17 protein-coding genes are annotated in these 19,455 nt (G+C 71.5%); 7 read left to right on the top strand and 10 right to left on the bottom strand.

Annotated elements, in window-relative coordinates; translation table 11 throughout:
• Nucleotides 1–8: 8 nt before the first annotated feature.
• From ACN263_RS17160 to ACN263_RS17150, 3 genes are all read right to left on the bottom strand, one after another.
• On the bottom strand, nucleotides 9–1,262 hold the full coding sequence (locus tag ACN263_RS17160) for a DUF222 domain-containing protein (RefSeq protein WP_422735328.1): 1,254 nt from the start codon (nucleotides 1,260–1,262) through the stop codon (nucleotides 9–11).
• Nucleotides 1,263–1,434: 172 nt separating this feature from the next.
• Nucleotides 1,435–2,652, bottom strand: a complete 1,218-nt coding sequence (locus ACN263_RS17155; RefSeq protein ID WP_422735327.1) for a chitosanase — start codon at nucleotides 2,650–2,652, stop codon at nucleotides 1,435–1,437.
• A 135-nt stretch (nucleotides 2,653–2,787) separates the two neighbouring features.
• Nucleotides 2,788–3,687, bottom strand: coding sequence for a LysR family transcriptional regulator (locus ACN263_RS17150; protein ID WP_422735326.1), 900 nt, complete (start codon nucleotides 3,685–3,687; stop codon nucleotides 2,788–2,790).
• Nucleotides 3,688–3,758: 71 nt separating this feature from the next.
• On the opposite strand from ACN263_RS17150, the gene ACN263_RS17145 reads away from it, so the two are divergent.
• Complete coding sequence (locus ACN263_RS17145) at nucleotides 3,759–4,637, top strand: dihydrodipicolinate synthase family protein (protein WP_422735325.1); 879 nt, start codon at nucleotides 3,759–3,761, stop codon at nucleotides 4,635–4,637.
• 165 nt (nucleotides 4,638–4,802) lie between these two features.
• On the top strand, nucleotides 4,803–5,402 hold the full coding sequence (locus ACN263_RS17140) for a hypothetical protein (RefSeq protein WP_422735324.1): 600 nt from the start codon (nucleotides 4,803–4,805) through the stop codon (nucleotides 5,400–5,402).
• A gap of 13 nt (nucleotides 5,403–5,415) precedes the next feature.
• Here the strand turns inward: ACN263_RS17140 and ACN263_RS17135 are convergent, their stop codons facing one another.
• Nucleotides 5,416–7,041: a glycoside hydrolase family 43 protein gene (locus ACN263_RS17135; RefSeq protein WP_422735323.1), complete on the bottom strand. Its 1,626-nt coding sequence runs from the start codon at nucleotides 7,039–7,041 to the stop codon at nucleotides 5,416–5,418.
• A 254-nt stretch (nucleotides 7,042–7,295) separates the two neighbouring features.
• Between ACN263_RS17135 and ACN263_RS17130 the strand changes: the two genes are divergently transcribed.
• The 4 genes from ACN263_RS17130 to ACN263_RS17115 all read left to right on the top strand — a co-directional run bounded on the left by ACN263_RS17130 (nucleotide 7,296) and on the right by ACN263_RS17115 (nucleotide 11,549).
• Entirely contained in the window at nucleotides 7,296–8,591 is a 1,296-nt protein-coding gene (locus tag ACN263_RS17130) for an extracellular solute-binding protein (protein WP_422735322.1), read from the top strand.
• A 52-nt stretch (nucleotides 8,592–8,643) separates the two neighbouring features.
• Nucleotides 8,644–9,642, top strand: coding sequence for a carbohydrate ABC transporter permease (locus ACN263_RS17125; RefSeq protein WP_422735321.1), 999 nt, complete (start codon nucleotides 8,644–8,646; stop codon nucleotides 9,640–9,642).
• The gene (locus tag ACN263_RS17120) at nucleotides 9,639–10,478 is read left to right on the top strand and encodes a carbohydrate ABC transporter permease (protein ID WP_422735320.1); all 840 of its coding nucleotides are present in this window, start codon (nucleotides 9,639–9,641) and stop codon (nucleotides 10,476–10,478) included. The genes ACN263_RS17125 and ACN263_RS17120 overlap by 4 nt, the downstream gene beginning before the upstream one ends.
• 90 nt (nucleotides 10,479–10,568) lie before the next feature.
• Nucleotides 10,569–11,549: a LacI family DNA-binding transcriptional regulator gene (locus ACN263_RS17115; RefSeq protein ID WP_422740729.1), complete on the top strand. Its 981-nt coding sequence runs from the start codon at nucleotides 10,569–10,571 to the stop codon at nucleotides 11,547–11,549.
• A 100-nt stretch (nucleotides 11,550–11,649) separates the two neighbouring features.
• On the opposite strand, the gene ACN263_RS17110 is transcribed toward ACN263_RS17115, so the two are convergent.
• The 5 genes from ACN263_RS17110 to ACN263_RS17090 form a co-directional block, all read right to left on the bottom strand.
• Entirely contained in the window at nucleotides 11,650–12,204 is a 555-nt protein-coding gene (locus ACN263_RS17110) for a Uma2 family endonuclease (RefSeq protein ID WP_422735319.1), read from the bottom strand.
• Between the two features lie 84 nt (nucleotides 12,205–12,288).
• On the bottom strand, nucleotides 12,289–12,894 hold the full coding sequence (locus ACN263_RS17105; protein WP_422735318.1) for a response regulator transcription factor: 606 nt from the start codon (nucleotides 12,892–12,894) through the stop codon (nucleotides 12,289–12,291).
• Nucleotides 12,891–14,057, bottom strand: coding sequence for a sensor histidine kinase (locus tag ACN263_RS17100; RefSeq protein WP_422735317.1), 1,167 nt, complete (start codon nucleotides 14,055–14,057; stop codon nucleotides 12,891–12,893). The genes ACN263_RS17105 and ACN263_RS17100 overlap by 4 nt, the downstream gene beginning before the upstream one ends.
• Nucleotides 14,054–14,785, bottom strand: a complete 732-nt coding sequence (locus tag ACN263_RS17095) for an ABC transporter permease (protein ID WP_422735316.1) — start codon at nucleotides 14,783–14,785, stop codon at nucleotides 14,054–14,056. Before ACN263_RS17095 ends, ACN263_RS17100 begins: the two co-directional genes overlap by 4 nt.
• A 1-nt stretch (nucleotide 14,786) precedes the next feature.
• Nucleotides 14,787–15,680 (bottom strand): ABC transporter ATP-binding protein, encoded by an 894-nt coding sequence (locus tag ACN263_RS17090; RefSeq protein WP_422735315.1) that lies wholly within the window; start codon nucleotides 15,678–15,680, stop codon nucleotides 14,787–14,789.
• A gap of 272 nt (nucleotides 15,681–15,952) precedes the next feature.
• Between ACN263_RS17090 and ACN263_RS17085 the strand changes: the two genes are divergently transcribed.
• Nucleotides 15,953–18,025 carry a cellulose binding domain-containing protein gene (locus ACN263_RS17085; protein ID WP_422735314.1) on the top strand — a complete coding sequence of 691 codons (2,073 nt, stop codon included), beginning with the start codon at nucleotides 15,953–15,955 and terminating at the stop codon, nucleotides 18,023–18,025.
• Nucleotides 18,026–18,121: 96 nt separating this feature from the next.
• On the opposite strand, the gene ACN263_RS17080 is transcribed toward ACN263_RS17085, so the two are convergent.
• Nucleotides 18,122–19,120, bottom strand: a complete 999-nt coding sequence (locus ACN263_RS17080) for an endonuclease domain-containing protein (protein ID WP_422735313.1) — start codon at nucleotides 19,118–19,120, stop codon at nucleotides 18,122–18,124.
• Nucleotides 19,121–19,455: the final 335 nt, after the last annotated feature.

Below are 19,455 nucleotides of genomic sequence, written 5' to 3'. Positions count from 1 at the left end.
AACAGGCTTCAGCAGCGTCGGTGGTAGTGGTTACGGCGGGGAATCTGGGTAGGGTCCAGCCAGGCCGGCGGGACGAACATCGGGTGGCCGTCCTTGCCGAGCCGGACCGTCCACTCTCCCTCGTGCACCCGGCGATGGTGGTAGCCGCAGAGCAGGACGCCATTGGTGAGGCTCGTGGACCCGCCGTCGACCCAGTGACGGATATGGTGGGCGTCGCACCAGCGGGGCGGCCTGTCGCAGCCCGGGAAGGCGCAGCCACGGTCACGCAGCACGAGCGCGCGTCGCAGGGGACCGGTGATGAGGCGGCGCTGCCGGCCGACATCGAGGGGCTGGCCGTTGCCGCCGAGAACGGCGGGGAGGATGGCGGCGTCGCAGGCGAGCCGACGCACCGTCTGCGGGGTCAGGGCGAGGCCGGTGTCAAGCGTGCCGGCGCCGAGCTGCTGACTCAGGGAGTCGTAGCCAGCGGTGACGACGATCTGGGCGGGCTCGCCGCCGTTCGCCGGTAGGTCGCCGGTGCGTAGGGCGAGTCGGCAGACGTCGGCGAGAGCGTCGTGGCGGCGTTGGCCCGGTGTACGGGTGTCGTCCGGGCCGGCGGGCCCGCTGAGCGGGTCGATGGCGGCGCGGAGCAGGCCGGCGGTCTCGGCGTCGAGGGTGCCGGTGAGTCGCAGCCGCCCGTCGGTCTGCTCGGACACCGTCAGGTGCCGGTCGTGGTCGGCTCGGCGGGCGGCGGCGTCCAGCGCGGCCTTCGCGGCGGCGTCGGCGATGTCCGGTGCGACGTGGTCAAGGATGCGGGTGCTCATCCTGCGCAACAGGTTGGGGTCGAACTGGCCGGCCCAGTCGACGAGCACGCTGGCGGCTTTGTCGGCGACCTCGGCACCGGCGGCGGAGTGCACAGTGGTCACGGTGTCGGTGATGACGCGTGCCTGATCGGCGGTGATGGCACCGTGGGCCAGTGCCTGCCGTGCCCCGTCGTTGCGGCCGTCGTCGAGGGCGGCGGCGAGGTCGACGAGCCGTCGCGCGGCAGGAATCGTGAGGCGCAGGCGTTCGCGGAGCCAGACGGCGGTGCTGGACGCGCCCTGAGCACGAGCCGTGCCGCGACCGTCGAGCTCGCGGACGAGGGTCAGCTGGAGCGCGGCGAGGCGTTGTGCGAGGCGATGCGTGGCATCGAGCGCGGCGATCAGCTCCTGCTCGGTGCGGCTCCAGGCGGTCGCGTCGAGGCAGGCGTCAACCGCCTCGTCCACCTGCGCCAGCTCCTCCACCACGACCCGAGACTAGAACACCTGTACGACACTTTCAGTCATCATGATCGATTGAATGCCCGGTCCGTCGTGTGGGTGCCAGCGCATCCTGATGCGGTCGACGGCCTGGACGTGGTCGCGCCGCCACCCGTGCCCCTCCGAGGCGTGGATGGCGGCGCGAGGCGTCACCTGATTATCAGCCGATGCGGAACTGCTCGCCGTAGACGGCGAAGACCAGCGGCGTGTTCAGGTTGAAGTTGCCGTTGTTCAGGAACACCCGCTGGGCCGTGTCGACGCGGGAGGTGTCCGAGTGGGCCTCCTCCTTCTTCATCTCGATGACCCGCTCGTCCAGGAACGCGTTGAGCCAGGTCCGCTCGTCGCCACCCTGTGCCGGGGGCTTCGCCCGGGTGAGGGCGCGGCTGCGGATCTGACGCATGCCCTCGTACCCGTGCATGACCGCCGCGTCGTAGTAGGCGAACTGGCCGAGTGCCCGTACCCCGTCGTTCTTGCCGTCGCGGACCGACGGGTTGAAGTAGACCCGGTCCCGCTCGGCCTCCTGCGCGGCCCGGAACACCGAGTCGTTGGCGGCGGTACGCCAGTCGCGGGGGAAGTTGGGGTCGAGGCCCGCGTGCGACGCGGTGCCGTTGACGGCGCGCAGCGCCGGCAGGTAGCCGGACAGTACGTTGCCGGGCTTGGTGTTCGTGTACGCCTGGACGAGTTCGAGCATGTCGCCGGTGCCGGAGCAGAAGCCGATGATGCCGGCGGTGTAGCCGCGACCGTCGCCGATGTCCTCGATGTAGGAGAACTGGGCGCGCCAGTCGAGCGAGGAGTTCTCGGCCGCCGAGACGAGTTGCATGGCGACGTCCTTCTTCGCCGGGTCGTCCAGGTTGGTGCCGGTGGAGCCGCTGGTGGTCGGCGTGGGGGTGGGGGTGCTGCCGCCGGGCAGGGTCCACTGCTGGTTGGTGGTGCCGCCGCAGGTCCAGATCTGTAGCCGTGCGCCGTTCGCGGTGCTCCGGTCGGTCACGTCGAGGCACTTGCCGGAGGCGGTGTTGACCAGGGCGCCCCCGCTGCCGGCGGTCCACTTCTGGGCGCCGGTGTTGTTGCAGTCGTACAGCTGGATCTTGGCGCCGTTGGCGGTCGACGCGGCGGTGACGTCGAGGCACTTGCCGAGCGCGCGGATCGAGTTGTCGCTGTTGCCCACCGTCCAGGTCTGGGCCGCCGTGCCGTTGCAGTCGTAGAGCTGCACCGCCGTGCCGTTGGCCGAGCTGGCGCCGGCCACGTCGACGCACTTGCCGGCCAGGCCGGTGATCGGGCCGGCGGTCGCGGCACTGGCCGACGGCAGGCCGTAGCCGACCGCCGCGACGCCGATCAGCAGGGTGCCCACGGCGTAGGCGGCTGTTCTCTTGCGCACCATGGTGTTCCTCGGGGGAAAGGGGCGGCATGCCGCCGACCGGTCGGGTGCCCGGCGTGGGGGAGGGCGCCGGGGCAACCCGAATAACAGGAAACTGTATTAACAGATAGCAGTATGTCGATCACCTGTCAATCGGGCTCAACCGGGCATTGTGGTGGCGGCACCCTGGAGCGCGGAGACGCACGCGAGCACCGCGGGGTGCTCGCCCGCCCCTCTGCGGTAGGCGACCCGCGTACGGCGGCGAATGGCCAGCGGGAGCAGCCGAACCTGCGGGCCGGGCCGGGGAACGGCGAGTTGAGGAACGAGGGCGACGCCCTCGCCGGCGGCGACCAGGGCGAGCGTGGCGGTGAAGTCGTCGACGTGGTGCCGCACCGCCGGCGCGAAACCCGCCACCCGGCAGACGTGCAGGGCCACCGAGTGACAGAGCGTCCCGGGAGTGCCGACGATCCACGGCGCGTCGCGCGCCGCGCCGACCGGATCGGCGCCGCCGCCGTCCGACACGACCCCCGGGGGTACGGCGAGGTGGACCGTCTCCTCCAGCAGTGCGACCGAGTCCAGCGCCGGATCGGGCGGGACCGGCGTGATGTCGTAGTCGTGCAGCAGCGCGACGTCGAGCTGCCGGCTCCGGAGGGCGGTCGGCATGTCGACCGGATCCAACTCGGTGATCATCAGATCGAGCGCGGGATGGTCACGGGCCAGGGTGACCAGCGCCGCCGGGAGCAGGGTGCGGACGGCGCTGGGGAAGGCGCCGATGCGTACGCTCCCGCGCAGCCCCGTTCGGGCGGCCGCGAGGGTCGCGTCGGCGGCTTCCAGCGCGGCCAGGATGACCTCGGTGTGTCGCACGAGGGCGTGGGCTGCCGCCGTGAGGCTGACCCGGCGGCCGGAGCGCTCCAACAGCCGGGTGCCGGCCTCCCGTTGCAGCGCGGCCAGTTGCTGCGAGACGGCGGACGGCGTGTACGCGTGTGCCTGGGCGACCGAGGCGATGGTGCCGAGACGGGCCAGGTCCCGCAGCAGGACGAGGCGACGGACGTCAAGCATCAGTTCAGCTTAGGTATTGCCCCAGCAATCGGAACTGGACCTGTCCGGTCCGGTCCACCGAGAGTGGAGGCATGACCCTGACCGGCCTGTACGTGCCCCTGATCACCCCGTTCGACGGCACCGGAGCCGTCGCCACCGACGCGCTGACCGCGCTGGCCGTCGACACCCTGGACGCCGGTGCGGCCGGTCTGGTCGCGCTGGGAACGACGGGCGAGCCGGCCGCCCTCAGCGACGAGGAGCAGAGCGTGGTCCTCGACGTCGTGGCCGAGGTCTGCCGAGCGCGCGGCGCGCGCCTGCTCGTCGGCGCCAACAGCGTCGCGGCGTTACGCGCGCTGGGGGACCGGCCCGAGGTGACGGCGGCCCTGAGCCTGGTACCCCCGTTCCTCCGTCCGGGCCCCGCGGGGGTGCTCGCCCACTTCGCCCACCTCGCCCGGGCCAGCCCGGTCCCACTGGTCGTCTACCACGTCCCGTACCGGACCGGGCAGCAGCTCCACGCCGACGATCTCCGCCGGCTCGCCGAGGTGCCCGGCGTCGTCGGCGTCAAGTACGCCACGGGTGGGATCGACGCGGACACGATCGATCTCCTCGCCGACATCCCGCCCGGCTTCGCCGTACTCGGTGGTGAGGATCCGCTCCTCTCGCCGCTGCTCGCTCTCGGCGCGCACGGGGCCATCGCGGCCTCGGCCCAGGTCGCGGCGGCGGAGTTCGTCCGGTTGGTCAGCCACTGGCACGCGGGCGACGTGGCTCGCGCACGGTCGCTCGGTCATCGACTCGCGGGCCTGTCAGCGGCGCTGTTCGCCGGCCCCAACCCGGCCGTCATCAAGGCGGTGCTGCACGCGCGAGGGCGCATCCCGACCCCGGCGGTACGACTGCCGCTGCTGGCCGCCGACCAGGACGCGACCCGGCGGGCGCTCCGTCAGCTGGACGGGTTGGCAAGCGAGCCGACATGACCGGGCGACCCGACCCGGCGGAGATGAAGATCATTTGTTCATCCGGCCGATGCGCGCCCGTCCGCGTCGGTCGCTATCGTCAGCCGGCGCGCGGGCCCCGACGGTGCCCGGAGCGCGCAGACCGATGGGCGCCAGCAGCGCCACGAACCCGCGAGGAGCCCCGCCATGGCCGTCGATCTCCGCCGTACCCTGCCCTGGTGGGCTGCCGTGCTCGCCGTGGTGGCGCTGTCGGCCTGCGGGACCGCCGACTCCGCCGAGCCGGCCCCCGCGCCCGCCACCAGCGGCGCGGTGGCGACGACGCCGCCGCCCGCGCCGGCGCGGGGAAAGCTGCGCGGGTACGGCACGGTGCAGCAGCTCACCGAGGCCGCGGACCTGGTGGTACGCGGCGAGGTCGGCACCGCCGGCTTCCGGGTCGACGAGGTGCTGCGGGCCGGGACCGATTCCGGGGTACGCCCCGGAGCGTCGATCACGCTCGCCCGCCTCGATGCCGGGGTGGCCGACATGGCGAACATGTCGACCATCGAGGCGGGTCAGCCCGTGGTCCTCTACCTGTCCCAGGACGCGGGGGCGGCGACGCCGACGTACCGGACGCTCAGCGGCGACTTCGGTGTCTTCGACGTGACCGGATCCGGCGACGACGCCGTCGCGTCCACCCGCTCGCAGGCGATGGCCGTCACCGGCCTGCGTACCGAGGACGCGACGGCGTCGGGTCACGGTTTCCGCACCACCCTCGGCCAGTTGCGCGCGGTCGCCCAGCGGCCGTGAGGCTGCCGCCTGCTCAGTGTTCCCGGTAGGTGGCCCGGTCGAAGTCGGCGTACACCCCGTCGCCGCCGAGATCCTGCACCCACAGCCCGAGGAAGGACCCGGTGAAGCCCCACGCCGCCGGCTCCCCGTCGATGATCAGCGCGGCGTGCTCGTCGGACAGGATGGTCGCGTCCAGGTCGACGGGCAGGCGCTGCCAGCCGGACCCCAGGTCGTAGTCGAAGCGCACCACGGGCCCGTCGAACACCGCCCGCAGACCGACCCGGGTGACACCGCTGGCGTCGACGGTCAGCTCCGGGTACGGCGTGCGCCGGCCGTTGTCGGAACTGAGCAGCTCCAGCACCGTGCGCCCGTCGTCGGCGCGGGTCAGGTAGAGGTGGTGCCAGTTCAGGGTGTTGTAGTACGCCGTGATGCCGGCGAGCTGCCGGTGGTCGATCGGGTCGAACTCGACGACCGTCTCCAGCGAGCAGTGGGTCGCCCCGACCCGCCGCGCGACCAGGCTCGGCGCCTGCCGGCCCACCGGCGACTGTCCACCGTGGATACGCAGGTGCGAGGGGCGGGAGTGCAGGTCGACCCAGTCCGCGGTGGCCGGTCGGCGCAACGTCGACCAGCAGGATGCCAACTCGGCGGCGTCGAAGTCGTCGGTGGCCGGCTCCTCGGGCCACGGGTGCGGCGACAGGTCCGGCGCGACGACCTCCTCGGCCGGAACCCCGCCCGGGATGCGGGGCCAACCACCGTCCGGCCACTCGACCCGCTGGATCGCGGTCTCGCGCCCGAGCACGCAGTTGCCCAGCGGTGAGTAGGGGCGACCGACCAGGTGGGCCAGGTACCACCCGCCGTCGGGGGTCTGGACCAGGCTGCCGTGCCCCGCCTTCTGCAGGCGCAGGTCGGGTCGGCCCACCGAGGTGAGCAGTGGTCCGTTCGGGTCCACCTCGTACGGGCCGAACAGATCCCGTGAGCGCGCCACGGTGACCTGGTGTTCCCAGCTCGTGCCGCCCTCGGCGGTGATCAGCCAGTACCAGCCGTCGTGGCGGTACAGGTGCGGCCCCTCGGTCACCCCGACCGGCGTGCCGGTGAACAGGATGCGCGGCCGGCCGACGAGCCGACGCGCCGTCCGGTCGTACTGCTGGATCTCGATGCCGCCGAAGCGGTCCCGGCCGGGACGCCAGTCCGCGCTCATGCTCAGCAGCCAACTGGTGCCGTCGTCGTCGTGGAACAGGGCGGCGTCGAAGCCGCGCCCGTGCAACTTCACCGGATCCGACCAGGGGCCGGCGATGTCGGGCGCGGTGATCAGGAAGTTCTGCGGGTCCCAGTAGCCGCTGGCGAAGCTGGCCACGTCGCTGTAGACGAGGTGGAACTCGCCGTCGTGGTACGTCAGGTCGGGCGCCCACACGCCGTTGGAGTCGCCGCAGCCGCGCAGGTCCAGCAGGCGGCGGTCGGTGATGATCCCACCCAGTGGGCGCCAGTTCACCAGGTCGCGCGAGTGGTGCACGCGTACCCCGGGATACCACTCGAAGGTCGAGGTGGCCAGGTAGAAGTCATCGCCGACGCGCAGGATCGACGGATCCGGGTGGAACCCGGCGAGGACGGGGTTGCGGATCGACCAGGCAGCGGTCGCCACGTCAGCGGTGTCGGTCGACACGAGGGCTCCTCTGTGCGGTGCGGCTGTGAAACTTCCGGAAACTTGCGGGAACCAGATCACTGGAAGCCCCTCGTACGGTAGCCGGTCTTATCGCGATAGGACAGGGGTCTTGACCGCTGGGGGAACTGCTCGTAGCGTCCCGGCCATCGATCGGTAATACCGACGAAGCAATGAAAGTTCCGGAGATCCAGGTTCGAACCCTTGCCGGCTCGGCCGGCGTCCGAGCAAACCGTGAGTCCCCGAAGGGATGGATCATGACAGCGCACCTTTCCCGCCGATCGCTGCTCGGCATCGCCGGCGCCGGCGCCGGCGCCTACCTGCTCAGCGCCTGCAGCGGCGACGACAAGTCCAGCGACCCGAACTCGCCGCAGACGATCAACTGGTGGCACATCCAGAACACCGAGCCGATGCTGCCGGTCTGGGCCGCGATGGCCAACGAGTACAAGACCGCGCACAGCAACGTCACGTTCACCATCCAGCCGCTGGAGAACGAGGCGTTCAAGGCCAAGCTCACCACCGCCACGCAGGCCGGCGACCCGCCGGACCTGTTCCAGTCCTGGGGCGGCGGCGTGCTCAAGCAGCAGGTCGACGCGGGTCTGGTCAAGGACCTCACCGACGACGTGAAGGACCTGGTCAGCGGCATCCTGCCGGCCGCCATGGGGCCGTACACGATCGACGGGAAGATCTACGGCATCCCGTTCGACATCGGCATGGTCGGCTTCTGGTACAACAAGGACCTCTTCACCCGCGCCGGCATCACCGAGCCGCCCGCCACCTGGGCCGCCCTGCTCGACGCGGTCCGCAAGCTCAAGACCGCCGGCATCACCCCGGTCGCCATCGCCGGCAAGGACAAGTGGCCGGCCCACTTCTACTGGTCGTACCTGGCGATGCGGATCGGCGGCGTCGGCGCGCTGCAGAAGGCCGTCGACGACAAGAACTTCGACACTCCCGACCTCGTGGCCGCGGGTGAGCGGCTCAAGGAGCTCGTCGACCTGCAACCCTTCCAGAAGGGCTTCCTCGGCGCCGAGTACGGTTCCCCGGACGGGCAGGCCGCCACCATGGGCAACGGCGGTGCGGCCATGGAGCTGATGGGCCAGTGGGCGCCGGCGGTGCAGGCATCCAGCTCGACCAGCAAGAAGGGCATCGGCGACAAGCTCGGCTTCTTCCCGTTCCCCGCCGTGGACGGCGGTAAGGGCAGCGCCACCGAGGTCTTCGGCGGCGGCAACGGCTTCGCCGTCGGCAAGGACGCCCCGGCCGCGACCATCGACTTCCTGAAGTTCCTGCTCAGCGTGGACAACCAGCGGCGGTCCGCGAAGACCGGCGCGGTACTGCCCACGGTGAAGGACGCCACCGACGCCATCAGCGACCCGAACAACAAGGTCGTCGCGGAGACCCTGGCGAAGAACACCGGCTTCCAGCTCTACCTCGACCAGGCGTACGCGCCCGCGCTCGGGCAGCAGATCAACGACAGCGTCGCCGAGATCATCGCCGGCAAGAAGGCGCCTGCGGCGATCCTCAAGGACATCACGCAGGTGGCAAAGACCGTCTGATCGTGACCCCGTACCCATCCGTAGCCGGCGATAGATACCGAGTGGAGCAGGCATGACCAGGCCATCGACCGTGTCGTACCCAGGACGCGGCGACACGGCGACAGATCCGCCGGCACCGGGGCCGGGCACCGCGCGACGGCGCGGCCGCCAGCCCCGGCCGGGGCGGGGTGGCGTCCTTGCCGTCTTCCTGACGCCCGCCCTGACGCTGTTCCTGCTGCTGGTCATCACGCCCATCCTGGTGGCCGGTTACGCCAGTCTGTACAAGTGGAACGGCTTCGGGCTGCCGGAGAACTTCATCGGGCTGGACAACTACACCCGCGCCTTCGCAGACCCGACCTTCCGCGGTGACCTGTGGCGCGGGCTGGTGCTGGTGCTGCTGTCGCTGACCGTGCAGCTGCCCGCCGCGCTGGCCCTGGCCATGCTGCTCAACCAGCCGCTGCGGGGCCGAGCCGTCTACCGGCTGATCTTCTTCGCCCCGTACGTGCTCTCCGAGGTCACCACGGCCGTCCTGTTCACCCTGGTGTTCTCACCCAACCGGGGCCTGGGCGAGTCGGTCTCCACGTTCCTCGGAGCGGAGGCGGGCGCGGTCTTCGCCGACCCGTCCACCGTGCTGTTCGCGGTCTTCCTGGTGGTGTCCTGGAAGTACTTCGGCCTCTACATGATGCTCTTCCTGGCCGCCCGACAGGGCATCCCGAAGGAGCTGTCCGAGGCCGCGGTCACCGACGGCGCCACCGCCTGGCAGGCGTTCCGCCACGTCACCCTGCCGCTGCTCGGACCGACGATCCGGATCAGCATCTTCCTGTCGGTCATCGGCACCATCCAACTGTTCGACATGGTCTGGGTGCTCACCGGCGGCGGTCCGATCCACTCCTCGGAGACGATGGCCGTCACCATGTACCAGTTCGGCTTCCGCCGGTTCGAGGTCGGCTACGCCAGCGCGATCAGCATGGTCATGTTCCTGCTGAGCCTCGTTTTCGCCCTGTTCTACCAGCGCATCGTCCTGCGTCGGGACACCGCGGGCGCGATCACCAACCAGGGAGGCCAGCGATGAGCGCCACGACCAGTAGCGCCCAGCGGACTCGCAGCGTCGTGCTGCACCTCGTCTGCATCGTCGTCGGCGCGCTCATCGTCGTGCCGGTCTGGTTCGGTGTGATCGGTGGCTTCAAGGACAACGGCCAGCTGTCGACCAACCCGCTGGGTCTGCCCGACCCCTGGGTGCCGTCGAACTACACCGATCTCTTCGCCTCCGGGGTGTTCTGGCGGCAGCTCGGCAACAGCCTGCTCATCGCGGTCAGCAGCACGTTCATCGTCGTCGCCGCGGCGGCGATGGCCGCGTTCGTCTTCGCCCGGTACGCCTTCCGGGGCCGCGAGTTCCTGGTGACCCTGTTCGCGATCGGCCTGATGTTCCCGTTCGCGGTGGCGATCCTGCCGCTGTTCGTCCTGCTGCGCGCCATCGGGCTGCTGGACAACCCGCTCGGCGTCATCCTGCCCCAGGCCGCCTTCGGGCTGCCGATCACCATCATCATCCTGCGTCAGTTCTTCCGGACCATCCCCGGCGAGGTGGAGGAGGCCGCCGTCCTGGACGGGTGCAGCTCCTTCGGGTTCTTCTGGCGGGTGCTGCTGCCGATGGCCCGCCCCGCGCTGGCCACCGTCTCGGTCCTGGCCGTCGTCACCAGCTGGAACAACTTCATGCTCCCGCTGGTCGTCTTCAGCGATCAGAGCTGGTGGACCCTGCCCGTCGGGGTCCAGGCGTTCCAGGGGCAGTACGCCGACGACACCGCCCGGGTGCTCGCCTACGTCGTCCTGTCCATGCTTCCCGCACTGGGCTTCTACGCCGTGGCCGAACGTCAACTGATCGGCGGCCTGACCGGCAGCGTCAAGGGGTGAGAACACCGGATCGCCGACCGACCTGAAACGCCCCGCCAGACAAAGGAGCGGACCGTGGGCTCCGACAACGGCCGAAACGTCACCATCGCGATGATCGCGCGACTGGCCGGTGTCTCCGTGCCCACGGTCTCGCGGGTCATCAACGGCCGCACCGACGTCGCTCCCGAGACCCGGGAGCGCGTCGAGGCCCTGCTCAACCAGCACGGCTACCGCCGGCGCACCCAGGCCCGGCGGACCGAGGCCGCGTTGATCGACCTGGTCTTCAACGACCTGGACAGCCCGTGGGCGGTGGAGATCATCCGCGGGGTGGAGGACGTCGCCCGCGCCAACGGTGTCGGCACCGTCGTCTCCGCCATCCACTGGCGCATCTCCTCGGCCAAGCAGTGGCTCGACAACATGCGGACGCGATCCACCGAGGGCGTCATCTTCGTGACCTCGATGGTGAACCCGCCACTACAGGCGGAGCTGCGCCGGCTGCACCTGCCCGTGGTCATCATCGACCCCGCCGGCGTCGACCCGCAGGAGTCACCCACCATCGGCGCGACCAACTGGGCGGGCAGCCTGAGCGCCAACCAGTACCTGATCGGCCTCGGTCACCGCCGGATCGGCTTCATCGCCGGCCCACCGCACCTGATGTGCAGCCGGGCCCGGATGGACGGCTACCGCGCGGCGTTGGGAGCCGCCGGCATCGCCGTCGACGACGCCCTCATCCGGCCCGGAAACTTCTACCACGAGTCCGGCTTCACCTCGGGTACGCAACTGCTGTCCCTGCCGGACCCCCCGACCGCCATCTTCGCCTCCAGCGACCAGATGGCCCTCGGCGTCTACGAGGCGGTCCGCAAACGTGGCCTGCGGGTGCCCGACGACGTCAGCGTGATCGGTTTCGACGACCTGCCCGAGGTCCGTTGGTGCTCCCCGCCCCTGACCACGGTCCGTCAACCGCTCGCGGAGATGGGCATGCTGGCCGCCCGGACGGTCCTGCGGCTCGCCGGGGGCGAGAAGACCGAGAGCCCGCGCATCGAGCTCGCCACCGAACTCGTCGTCCGCGACAGCGCCCGACCACCCCGCTGACCGCTGCCTTTCCCGACAGTCAGCCGCTGTTCGGGTCGCGCCGGCAGCGATGAGCGGCGCGGGGCGAGACGATTACGGTCGCGTGAGGGCTGGGCCGGGCTCAGCCGAGGTCGTGTTCCTCCGGCGAGGTATTCACGACCCAGGCGAGCGGCATGCTCGCCCGAGCCGCATACTGCTCACCGTCAAGGCGATGCATCGTGACGGTCTGGGTCGAGTCCTGATCGACCACCCAGTATTGGGGAATGCCCGCGGTAGCGTATTCGATGCGTTTCGTCACTGTGTCGACACCCTCGGAACCCGGCGACACGATCTCAACCACGAGGAGCACGTCCGCGACGGGGAGCCAGACGCCGTCCGCCTGCGCCTTGCTCCACACGACCAGGTCCGGGATACGCCCGCCGATCCCGCCGTCTCGGCCGGGGATGCGCAGGCCGACGGCTTGGGCGATGCGCTCCGCCGGTACCCCGCCCTGCGCGAGCCAGAGCATGAGCCGGGTCGCGATGATCGCGTGGGCATATCCCGGCGGCGGCATGATCGAGACCACTCCTTCGGGGCTGATTTCATACCGGTGGTTCTCGTCCGCAGCCATCATCGCGGTGAGGTCGTCGAGCGTGACGACAGAGGGCATGAACCTGCCAACCGCCTCTGAGCTCATGGACGCATGGTACTGGTTTGTCTCCCGATCCTGTGCTGCCTGCAGCTGCTGCGTGTTGTCCAGAGGCGCACGCGCTCGATTTGTTCAGAGCCAGCCGTTGGCGCGGGCGGTGCGGGCCGCCTCGATGCGGTTGCGGGTGGCGGTCTTGCCGATGGCGGCGGACAGGTAGTTGCGCACGGTGCTCTCGGACAGGTGCAGCGCGGCGGCCATGTCGGCGACGGTGGCGCCGTTCACGGCGGCGGCGAGCACCTGGCGCTCCCGGTCGGTGAGCGGGTTCGGGCCGGCCGCGAGGGCGGCGGCGGCCAGCGTCGGGTCGATCACCCGCTCACCGGCGAGCACCCGTCGCACGGCCACCGCCAACTCCTGCACCGGCCCGTCCTTGACGAGGAAGCCGTGGGCGCCGGCCTCCATGGCCCGGCGCAGGTAGCCGGGCCGTCCGAAGGTGGTCAGGATCAGCACCCGGCAGGACGGTAACCGGTCGCGCAGCGCGGCGGCGGTGTCGAGGCCGCTGCCGTCGGGCATCTCGATGTCCAGCAGCGCCACGTCGGGGCGTACCCGAAGGGCCTCCCGCGTGGCCTGCGCGCCGGTCGCGGCCTCGGCCACGACCTCGATGTCGGGTTCGAGGTTCAACAGCAGGGCCAGCGCGCCGCGCATCATGCCCTGGTCCTCGGCGAGCAGGAGTCGGATCACGACGTCCACCGCCCGGCGGGCGGGTGGGGTAGTCGGGCGGTGAGCAGCAGCCCTCCGTCGCGGGTCGGGCCGACGTGCAGCGTCCCGCCGGCCTGCGCCAGCCGCTCGGCGAGGCCGCGCAGGCCGTTGCCGAGCTGCGGTCGGCCACCCACCCCGTCGTCGCGGATGGTCAGCACCGTCTCGCCGACGTCGGAGGCGATCTCGATGTCGCAGCGGGATGCCCGGCTGTGCCGCACGACGTTCGTCACTCCCTCCCGCAGGACCCAACCGAACGCGTCGTCGGCCTCCACCCCGAGCGGACGGTCCACGCCCTGGACGGTGACGGCTATCCCGACGTCGGCCAGGGCCGCACGGACGCTGTCGAGTTCCCGGGCGAAACTGCGCTCCCGGTAGCCGGTGACCGCCTCGCGCACCTCGGCGAGCGCGGTACGACCGATCCGTTCGATGTCCGTCGCCTCGGTGACGACCCGCTGCGGGTCCGTCGGCGCGAGCCGCCGCACCACCTCCGCCTTGACCACCACCAGGGACAGCGTATGACCCAGCAGGTCGTGCAGGTCGCGCGCGAAACGCAGCCGTTCCTGCTCCACGGCCGTGCGGGCCAGCTCCCGCTGGGTACGCCGCAACTCCTCCACCAGCCGCGCCATGCGGGCGAACGCCAACGTCAGCGTGCCCCCGAGCAGGGTGATCAGCGCCATCTGGGCGGTGTCGGCAGCCGGCAGCCGATGCGCCGTACCGATCACCACGATGGCGGCGACTGATCCGCCGACCCACCCGAACCCCCAGGCCGGGCGGACGAAGGCGACCGCACCGACCGTGGCGACGTACAGGAAGAGGACCAGCCAGCCCTCCGGCCCGCCGCCGTACGCGACAGCGAGTCCGGTCCCGAGCAGCGCGAACACCACGAGCCCGCCGTGGTGCACCGTTGGTCGGACGGCCAGGTCCGCCACGGGTACGGCCACCAGGGCGAGATAGAACAGGGCGAAGACGACAAGTCCCGCCGCCGCCGGTGCGGCGGGGCGCACCTGCCCGTGTGCGATCGCGGCGGCCGGCGTCAGCAGCAGCCAGAGCCAGAGGGTGTGCGCGGCGACCAGCCAGAGGCCGCGACGGTTGCGGCTGAAGCCGGTCGTGCCCGACGGCATGGTGAACACCGTATCGGGGGTCACCGGCGAACGGTGGACCGCCGGTACGCCCACACCGCGAGCGCCGTGAACGCCAGCGTCCACCCGGTGAGCACGGCGAGCCCGGACGGGGTGGGCGCCAGCCCGGCGGCCGACCGCCAACCGAGTTCGGCGAACCGGTACGTCGGCAGGGCGTGTGCCAGATGGCGCAGCACGGCCGGGAAGTACGCCACCGGCACCAGCAGGCCACCCAGCACCGACAGACCGAGGAAGACGAGGAAGTTGACCGGCTGGGCGAACTGCGGGGCGAGACCGTACCCGATGGCGAGCCCGAGCAGGGCGAACGGCACCGTGCCGACCCACATCAGCAGCAGCAGCGCGGCCCACCGGCCGGCGCCCAGCTCGACGTGGTGCTGGATGCGTCCGGCGCAGCCGACCGCGACCACCGACGGCACCCCGCTGAGGGTGCAGACCAGCGCCTTCGCGGTCACCGCGCGCCAGGCGGGCAGCGGCGTGACGCGGAGCTGGCGCAGCCAACCGGAGACCCGCTCCTGGGAGACCGACGCGCCCACCGAGAGCACGCCGGCCACCGCGCCGTAGCCGGCCAGGCCGACCATGAGGGCCACCGCCGCGTCGACGCCCTCCAGTCGCTCACCGCCCGGGCCGACGCCCGAGAAGATGAGGTACGTGACCACCGGCGTGAGGACGGTGAACAGCAGCAGCCGCGGGTCGCGGGTCAGTCGGCGCAGTTCGAATCGCAGGTACGCGCGCATGTCAGTGCTCCGTCGGTGTCGCGGTGAGGGTGAGGAAGGCGGCTTCCAGGGCGACGGCGGTGACCTCCAGGCCCTGGAAGCCGCGCGTGCCGGCGAGCGCGAGGACGGTGGCGTCGGCATCGTCGGTGGTGAGGGCGACCCGATCGCCCCGGACCTGCACCGATCGGACCCCGGGGAGCGCGTCGAGGCCGTCGACCGGCCGGCCGTCCAGGTCGAAGGAGACGGTACGGCCGCCGGCCAGCGCGCGGATCCGCGCGGGCGGCCCGTCGGCTACCACCCGTCCCGCGGCGAGCACCACGACCCGGTCGGCGAACTCGTCGGCCTCGTGCAGGTGGTGGGTGCTGAACAGCACGGTGTGCCCGTCGGCGGTGTACCTGTCGATGGCCGCCCAGAACGCCCGCCGGGCGGCGACGTCGAGCGCGGCGGTGGGTTCGTCGAGGACCAGCAGGTCCGGGTCGCCGGCCAGCGCGAACGCGAAACGTGCGCGCTGCGCCTCGCCGCCGGAGAGTTTGTCGAGGCGGCGACCGGCGCGTTCGGTCAGCCCGGCCAGCGCCAGTATCCGGTCGGTGTCGAGCGGGCGCGGGTACAGCGCCCGGGCCAGGTCGACGACCTCCCGGATCGTCGCGCTCGGCGCCCAGCCGGCGTCCTGGAGCATCGCGCCGACCCGTCCGGCCCGGACCGCCTCGTCCGGTGTACGACCGAAAAGGCGCACGGTTCCGGTGTCCGGCCGGTCCAGGCCCAGCATGAGCGAGACCGTGGTGCTCTTGCCGGCGCCGTTGGGGCCGAGCAGGGCGACGGTGCTGCCCCGGGCGATCGTCAGGTCGAGCCCGTCGACGGCGCGGACCGGCCCGAACCGGCGGGTGAGACCGCTGAGGCGTACCGCTGTGTCATCCATGGCCGTCACGCTAGCCAGGCGGGCGCGGCACGGGCAGAGTCACCGGTACGCGGTCGGCCAGGACATTTGTCCCGGCGGGTGGGGTGTCCTCTTGAGCTGCCCGGAATCGCCGTGACATTCTTGGCCGTCGATTACCCGCCGCGCGGGGCCGACACCCGTCCACTGGGCAGCCGGGACCGGAGCACGGTCGTGGGGGACGGGACAGGAGCGACGGTACGCCGGGGCCGTTCGCCGTGTGACGTACTGTCTCTCGCCACGAAGGAAACCCAGCCATGCGCAAACCGAACCGCCGTGCGGCGCTCCTGGCGGGCGTGCTGCTCGCCACCGGCGCGCTCACCGGCATCCCGCCGTCGACAGCGTTGGCGGCCGCCGAGCCTGAGCCCGACGCCGTCGCGGTGACCGTCAACGTCCGCGCCGGGTTGGCGAGCGTGTCCGACACCGCGTTGGGCGTCAACCACGCCATCTGGGACCAGAACCTGGGTACCGCCGGGACGTCGGACCTGCTGCGCGACGCCGGTGTGCAGATGATGCGCTATCCCGGCGGCTCGTACGCCGACATCTACCACTGGAAGGACCACACCGCACCCGGCGGGTACGTCGCGCCGAACACCGACTTCGACACGTTCATGACGGCGGTCAAGCGGGTCGGCGCCCAACCGATGATCATCGCGAACTACGGCACGGGCACCCCGGCGGAGGCCGCCGACTGGGTGCGCTACGCCAACGTCACCAAGGGCTACGGCGCGCGGTACTGGACGATCGGCAACGAGAACTACGGCAACGGGCTCTACGGGTCGGCGTGGGAGGCGGACGACCACCCGGACAAGAGCGCCAGCCAGTACGCGCGGCTGGTCGTCGAGTACGCCGACGCGATGAAGGCGGTCGACCCGAGCATCAAGGTGGGAGCGGTACTGACCATGCCGGGCAACTGGCCGGACGGGATCACCGCCGGCGGCGACCCGGGCCCCTGGAACCAGACCGTGCTCTCCCTCGCCGGCTCGAAGATCGATTTCGTGGACGTGCACTGGTATCCGGGTGGCACCGCCGCCGAGTCGCTGGCCCGCACCAACCAGCTTCCCGACGCGACGTACCTGCTTCGGCAGCAGCTCACCCGGTACGCGGGCCCGGACGCCGACCGGATCGGCATCAGCTTCACCGAGCTGAACGTCGACGTCGGTCGGACCACCCAGCCGGGAGCCCTGTTCCTGGCCGACGCGTACAGCGGGTTGCTGGAGAACGGGGCGTTCACCGCCCAGTGGTGGAACGTGCACAACGGCATCGGCACGGTGAGCGAGTTGGCGGGCCAGACCGACTACAACGACTTCGGCCTGCTCTCCAGCGGCACCTGCACCGCCGACGGCTCGGCGTGTGAGCCGCCGCTGAACACGCCGTTCGCGCCGTACCACGCGTTGACCATGATGAAGCTCTTCGCGAGGACCGGCGACCAGTTCGTCCGCGCCGGCAGCGACGAGCCGCTGGTGACCGCGCACGCCGTCCGGCGGGCCGACGGCGAGGTGGCCGTGCTGCTGCTCAACAAGGACCCGGACAACGCGCACCCGGTCACCATCGACTACGCCGGGTTCACGCCGTCGGCCGCCGCGCCCACCGTGCACACCCTGACCAACGGCGCGACGGGCATCGCCACCGACCGGTCCGGCTCGGCGACCAGCCGCACGCTGCCGCCGTACTCGTTGACGACGCTCGTGCTGCGACCAGCCGGCGCGACCGCCGGGCGGCCCTCGGCGCCCGGCCAACCCACCGCGAGCGACGTCACCGACCGGACCGCGACGATCATCTGGCCGGCGGCCACCGCCGGTGCCAGCCCGATCGCCAAGTACGAGGTGTACCGGCAGAACGGCGCGGTCAGCGAGCAGCTCGGCGAGACGGCGGGCACCTCGTTCACGGTCGGCAACCTGGTGCCGGGCAGCCGGTACACCGTCAACGTGCTGGCCCGGGACACGGCCGGCCGGGTGTCCTGGGCCTCACCGCCGCTGACGTTCGCCACCGGCAGCCCGACGACCAGCGCGTGCACCGTCCGGTTCAGCACCGCCAACGACTGGGGCAACGGCTACATCGGCGGCGTCGAGATCACCAACAACGGCGCCCGTCCGATCAGCGGGTGGACGCTCACCTGGACCTGGCCCACCGGCTGGCAGCAGGTGAGCAGCGGGTGGAGCGCGACGTGGGAGCAGGTCGGCACGGCCGTGCGGGTGACCCCGACCGACGACAACCGGCAGATCGCCGCCGGTGCCACCGTCAGCGCGGGCTTCGTCGGCGCGTACAGCGGGCCGAACGTGTTGCCGACCGCGTTCCGGCTGAACGGCACCGTCTGCACGGCGGGCTGACGCTGTGGTCCGGCCGGCCTGTCGGGCCGGCCGGACCAACCGGCCGTTCCGGTCCGCTCCCGAACGGACCACAACCCAGGGTGTACGCGTCGCGCTTCAGACGCCTCGCGACCGTGCGGCCCGCGCCGGCTCTGCCCCGACGTCCCGTGGGTTCGGGGTCCACCCGGCGGCGACGAGGGCCCGCCGAACGGACTCGGCGACCTCGTCGGGGCGGGCACGGACCAGCCAGGCGGGGAAGCGCAGTATCCGGTCACCGCTGGTCCAGACGTCGTTCTGCCGGCGCATGTCGGCCGCCCACTGCCGGGCGTCCATGTGGTGCGCGCCGTCGATCTCGACCTGCACGCGCCACTCCCGCCAGTACGCGTCCAGCCAGCGATTGCGGCCCGCCGCGTCGACTCGATGCTCCTGGAGGTCCGGTGCGGGCAGCCGATAGCGCCGACACAGTCGCAGGAAGTCGATCTCGGAGAGCGCCTCCGCGCCGCCGGCGATGTCGTCGACGGTCTGCCGGATCATCCGTCGACGGGGTGCCCGGGGCAGGACGGCAAGTACGGCCGCCAGTTCCTCGGGCAGCACCCGACGCTGCTGGCAACCGGCCGCCAGCAACCCCTGCGCCTCGTCCACACTGGCGGCCCAACCCGCCGCGTCCACGAGAGCGCGGGCCGTCGTGGTGCGCGGCGGGCGGGCAAGCTGGACATGTGCCTCGGGTAGCGCCGCCGTGCGGTGGACCAGCACCGCGGGCATGTCGATCGGAAGTCGACGCAGGGTGGTCCGCGCGGCGCGTCGGTCGGCGGGCACCAGGACGTGCAGGGGTTCGCGGCGCAGTCCCCGCACCCCGGCCTCGGCGGCGGCGGTCACTCCGGCCAGGACCGCCCCCGGCCCGGCCGCCAGCACCGCGACCCACAACTGCTGGTCCTGAGTCAGCCGGCCGTTGCCGGTCAGCACGATGCCCCGACAGATCGACCGCCAGTGCCCGGAGCGGATCCGGCCCCGGACTGTCCCCTCGCTGAGCAGCCCGGAGAGCTGCGCGGTCGTCAGTACGCCCGCCTGCTCGAACGCGAGCCAGTCGAGTGCGTCGGCGTCATCGGCGGGCAACATTCCGAGAACTCTTGCGGCCGCTTCAACGCAACGCCACCAGATCTTGGACACTCCCGCCGCCCGCCGCCCGCCGCCCGCCGCCCGCCGCCCGCCGCCCGCCGCCCGCCGCCCGCCGCGTTCGTGCGAGATCTTGGACAGTTTCCGTTAGCAGCTAACTGTTAGCAGCTAACGGAAACTGTCCAAGATCTGCGCAGATTGGGCCAGAGCGGAGGGCCGGTTAGCGGGCTGCGGCCCACGTCGTGAAGCGACCGGTGAGGTCACTGGGGGGATTGTCCGGATTGAGTGCGGCGAGGTGGGCGGCGGCCTCCCTCTGAAGGGCCGCCAGGTGGGCCAGC

It is taken from the genome of Micromonospora sp. WMMD729, assembly GCF_049315225.1.
GTDB lineage: Bacteria > Actinomycetota > Actinomycetes > Mycobacteriales > Micromonosporaceae > Micromonospora.
This window is presented reverse-complemented; position numbering and strand designations above follow the sequence as displayed.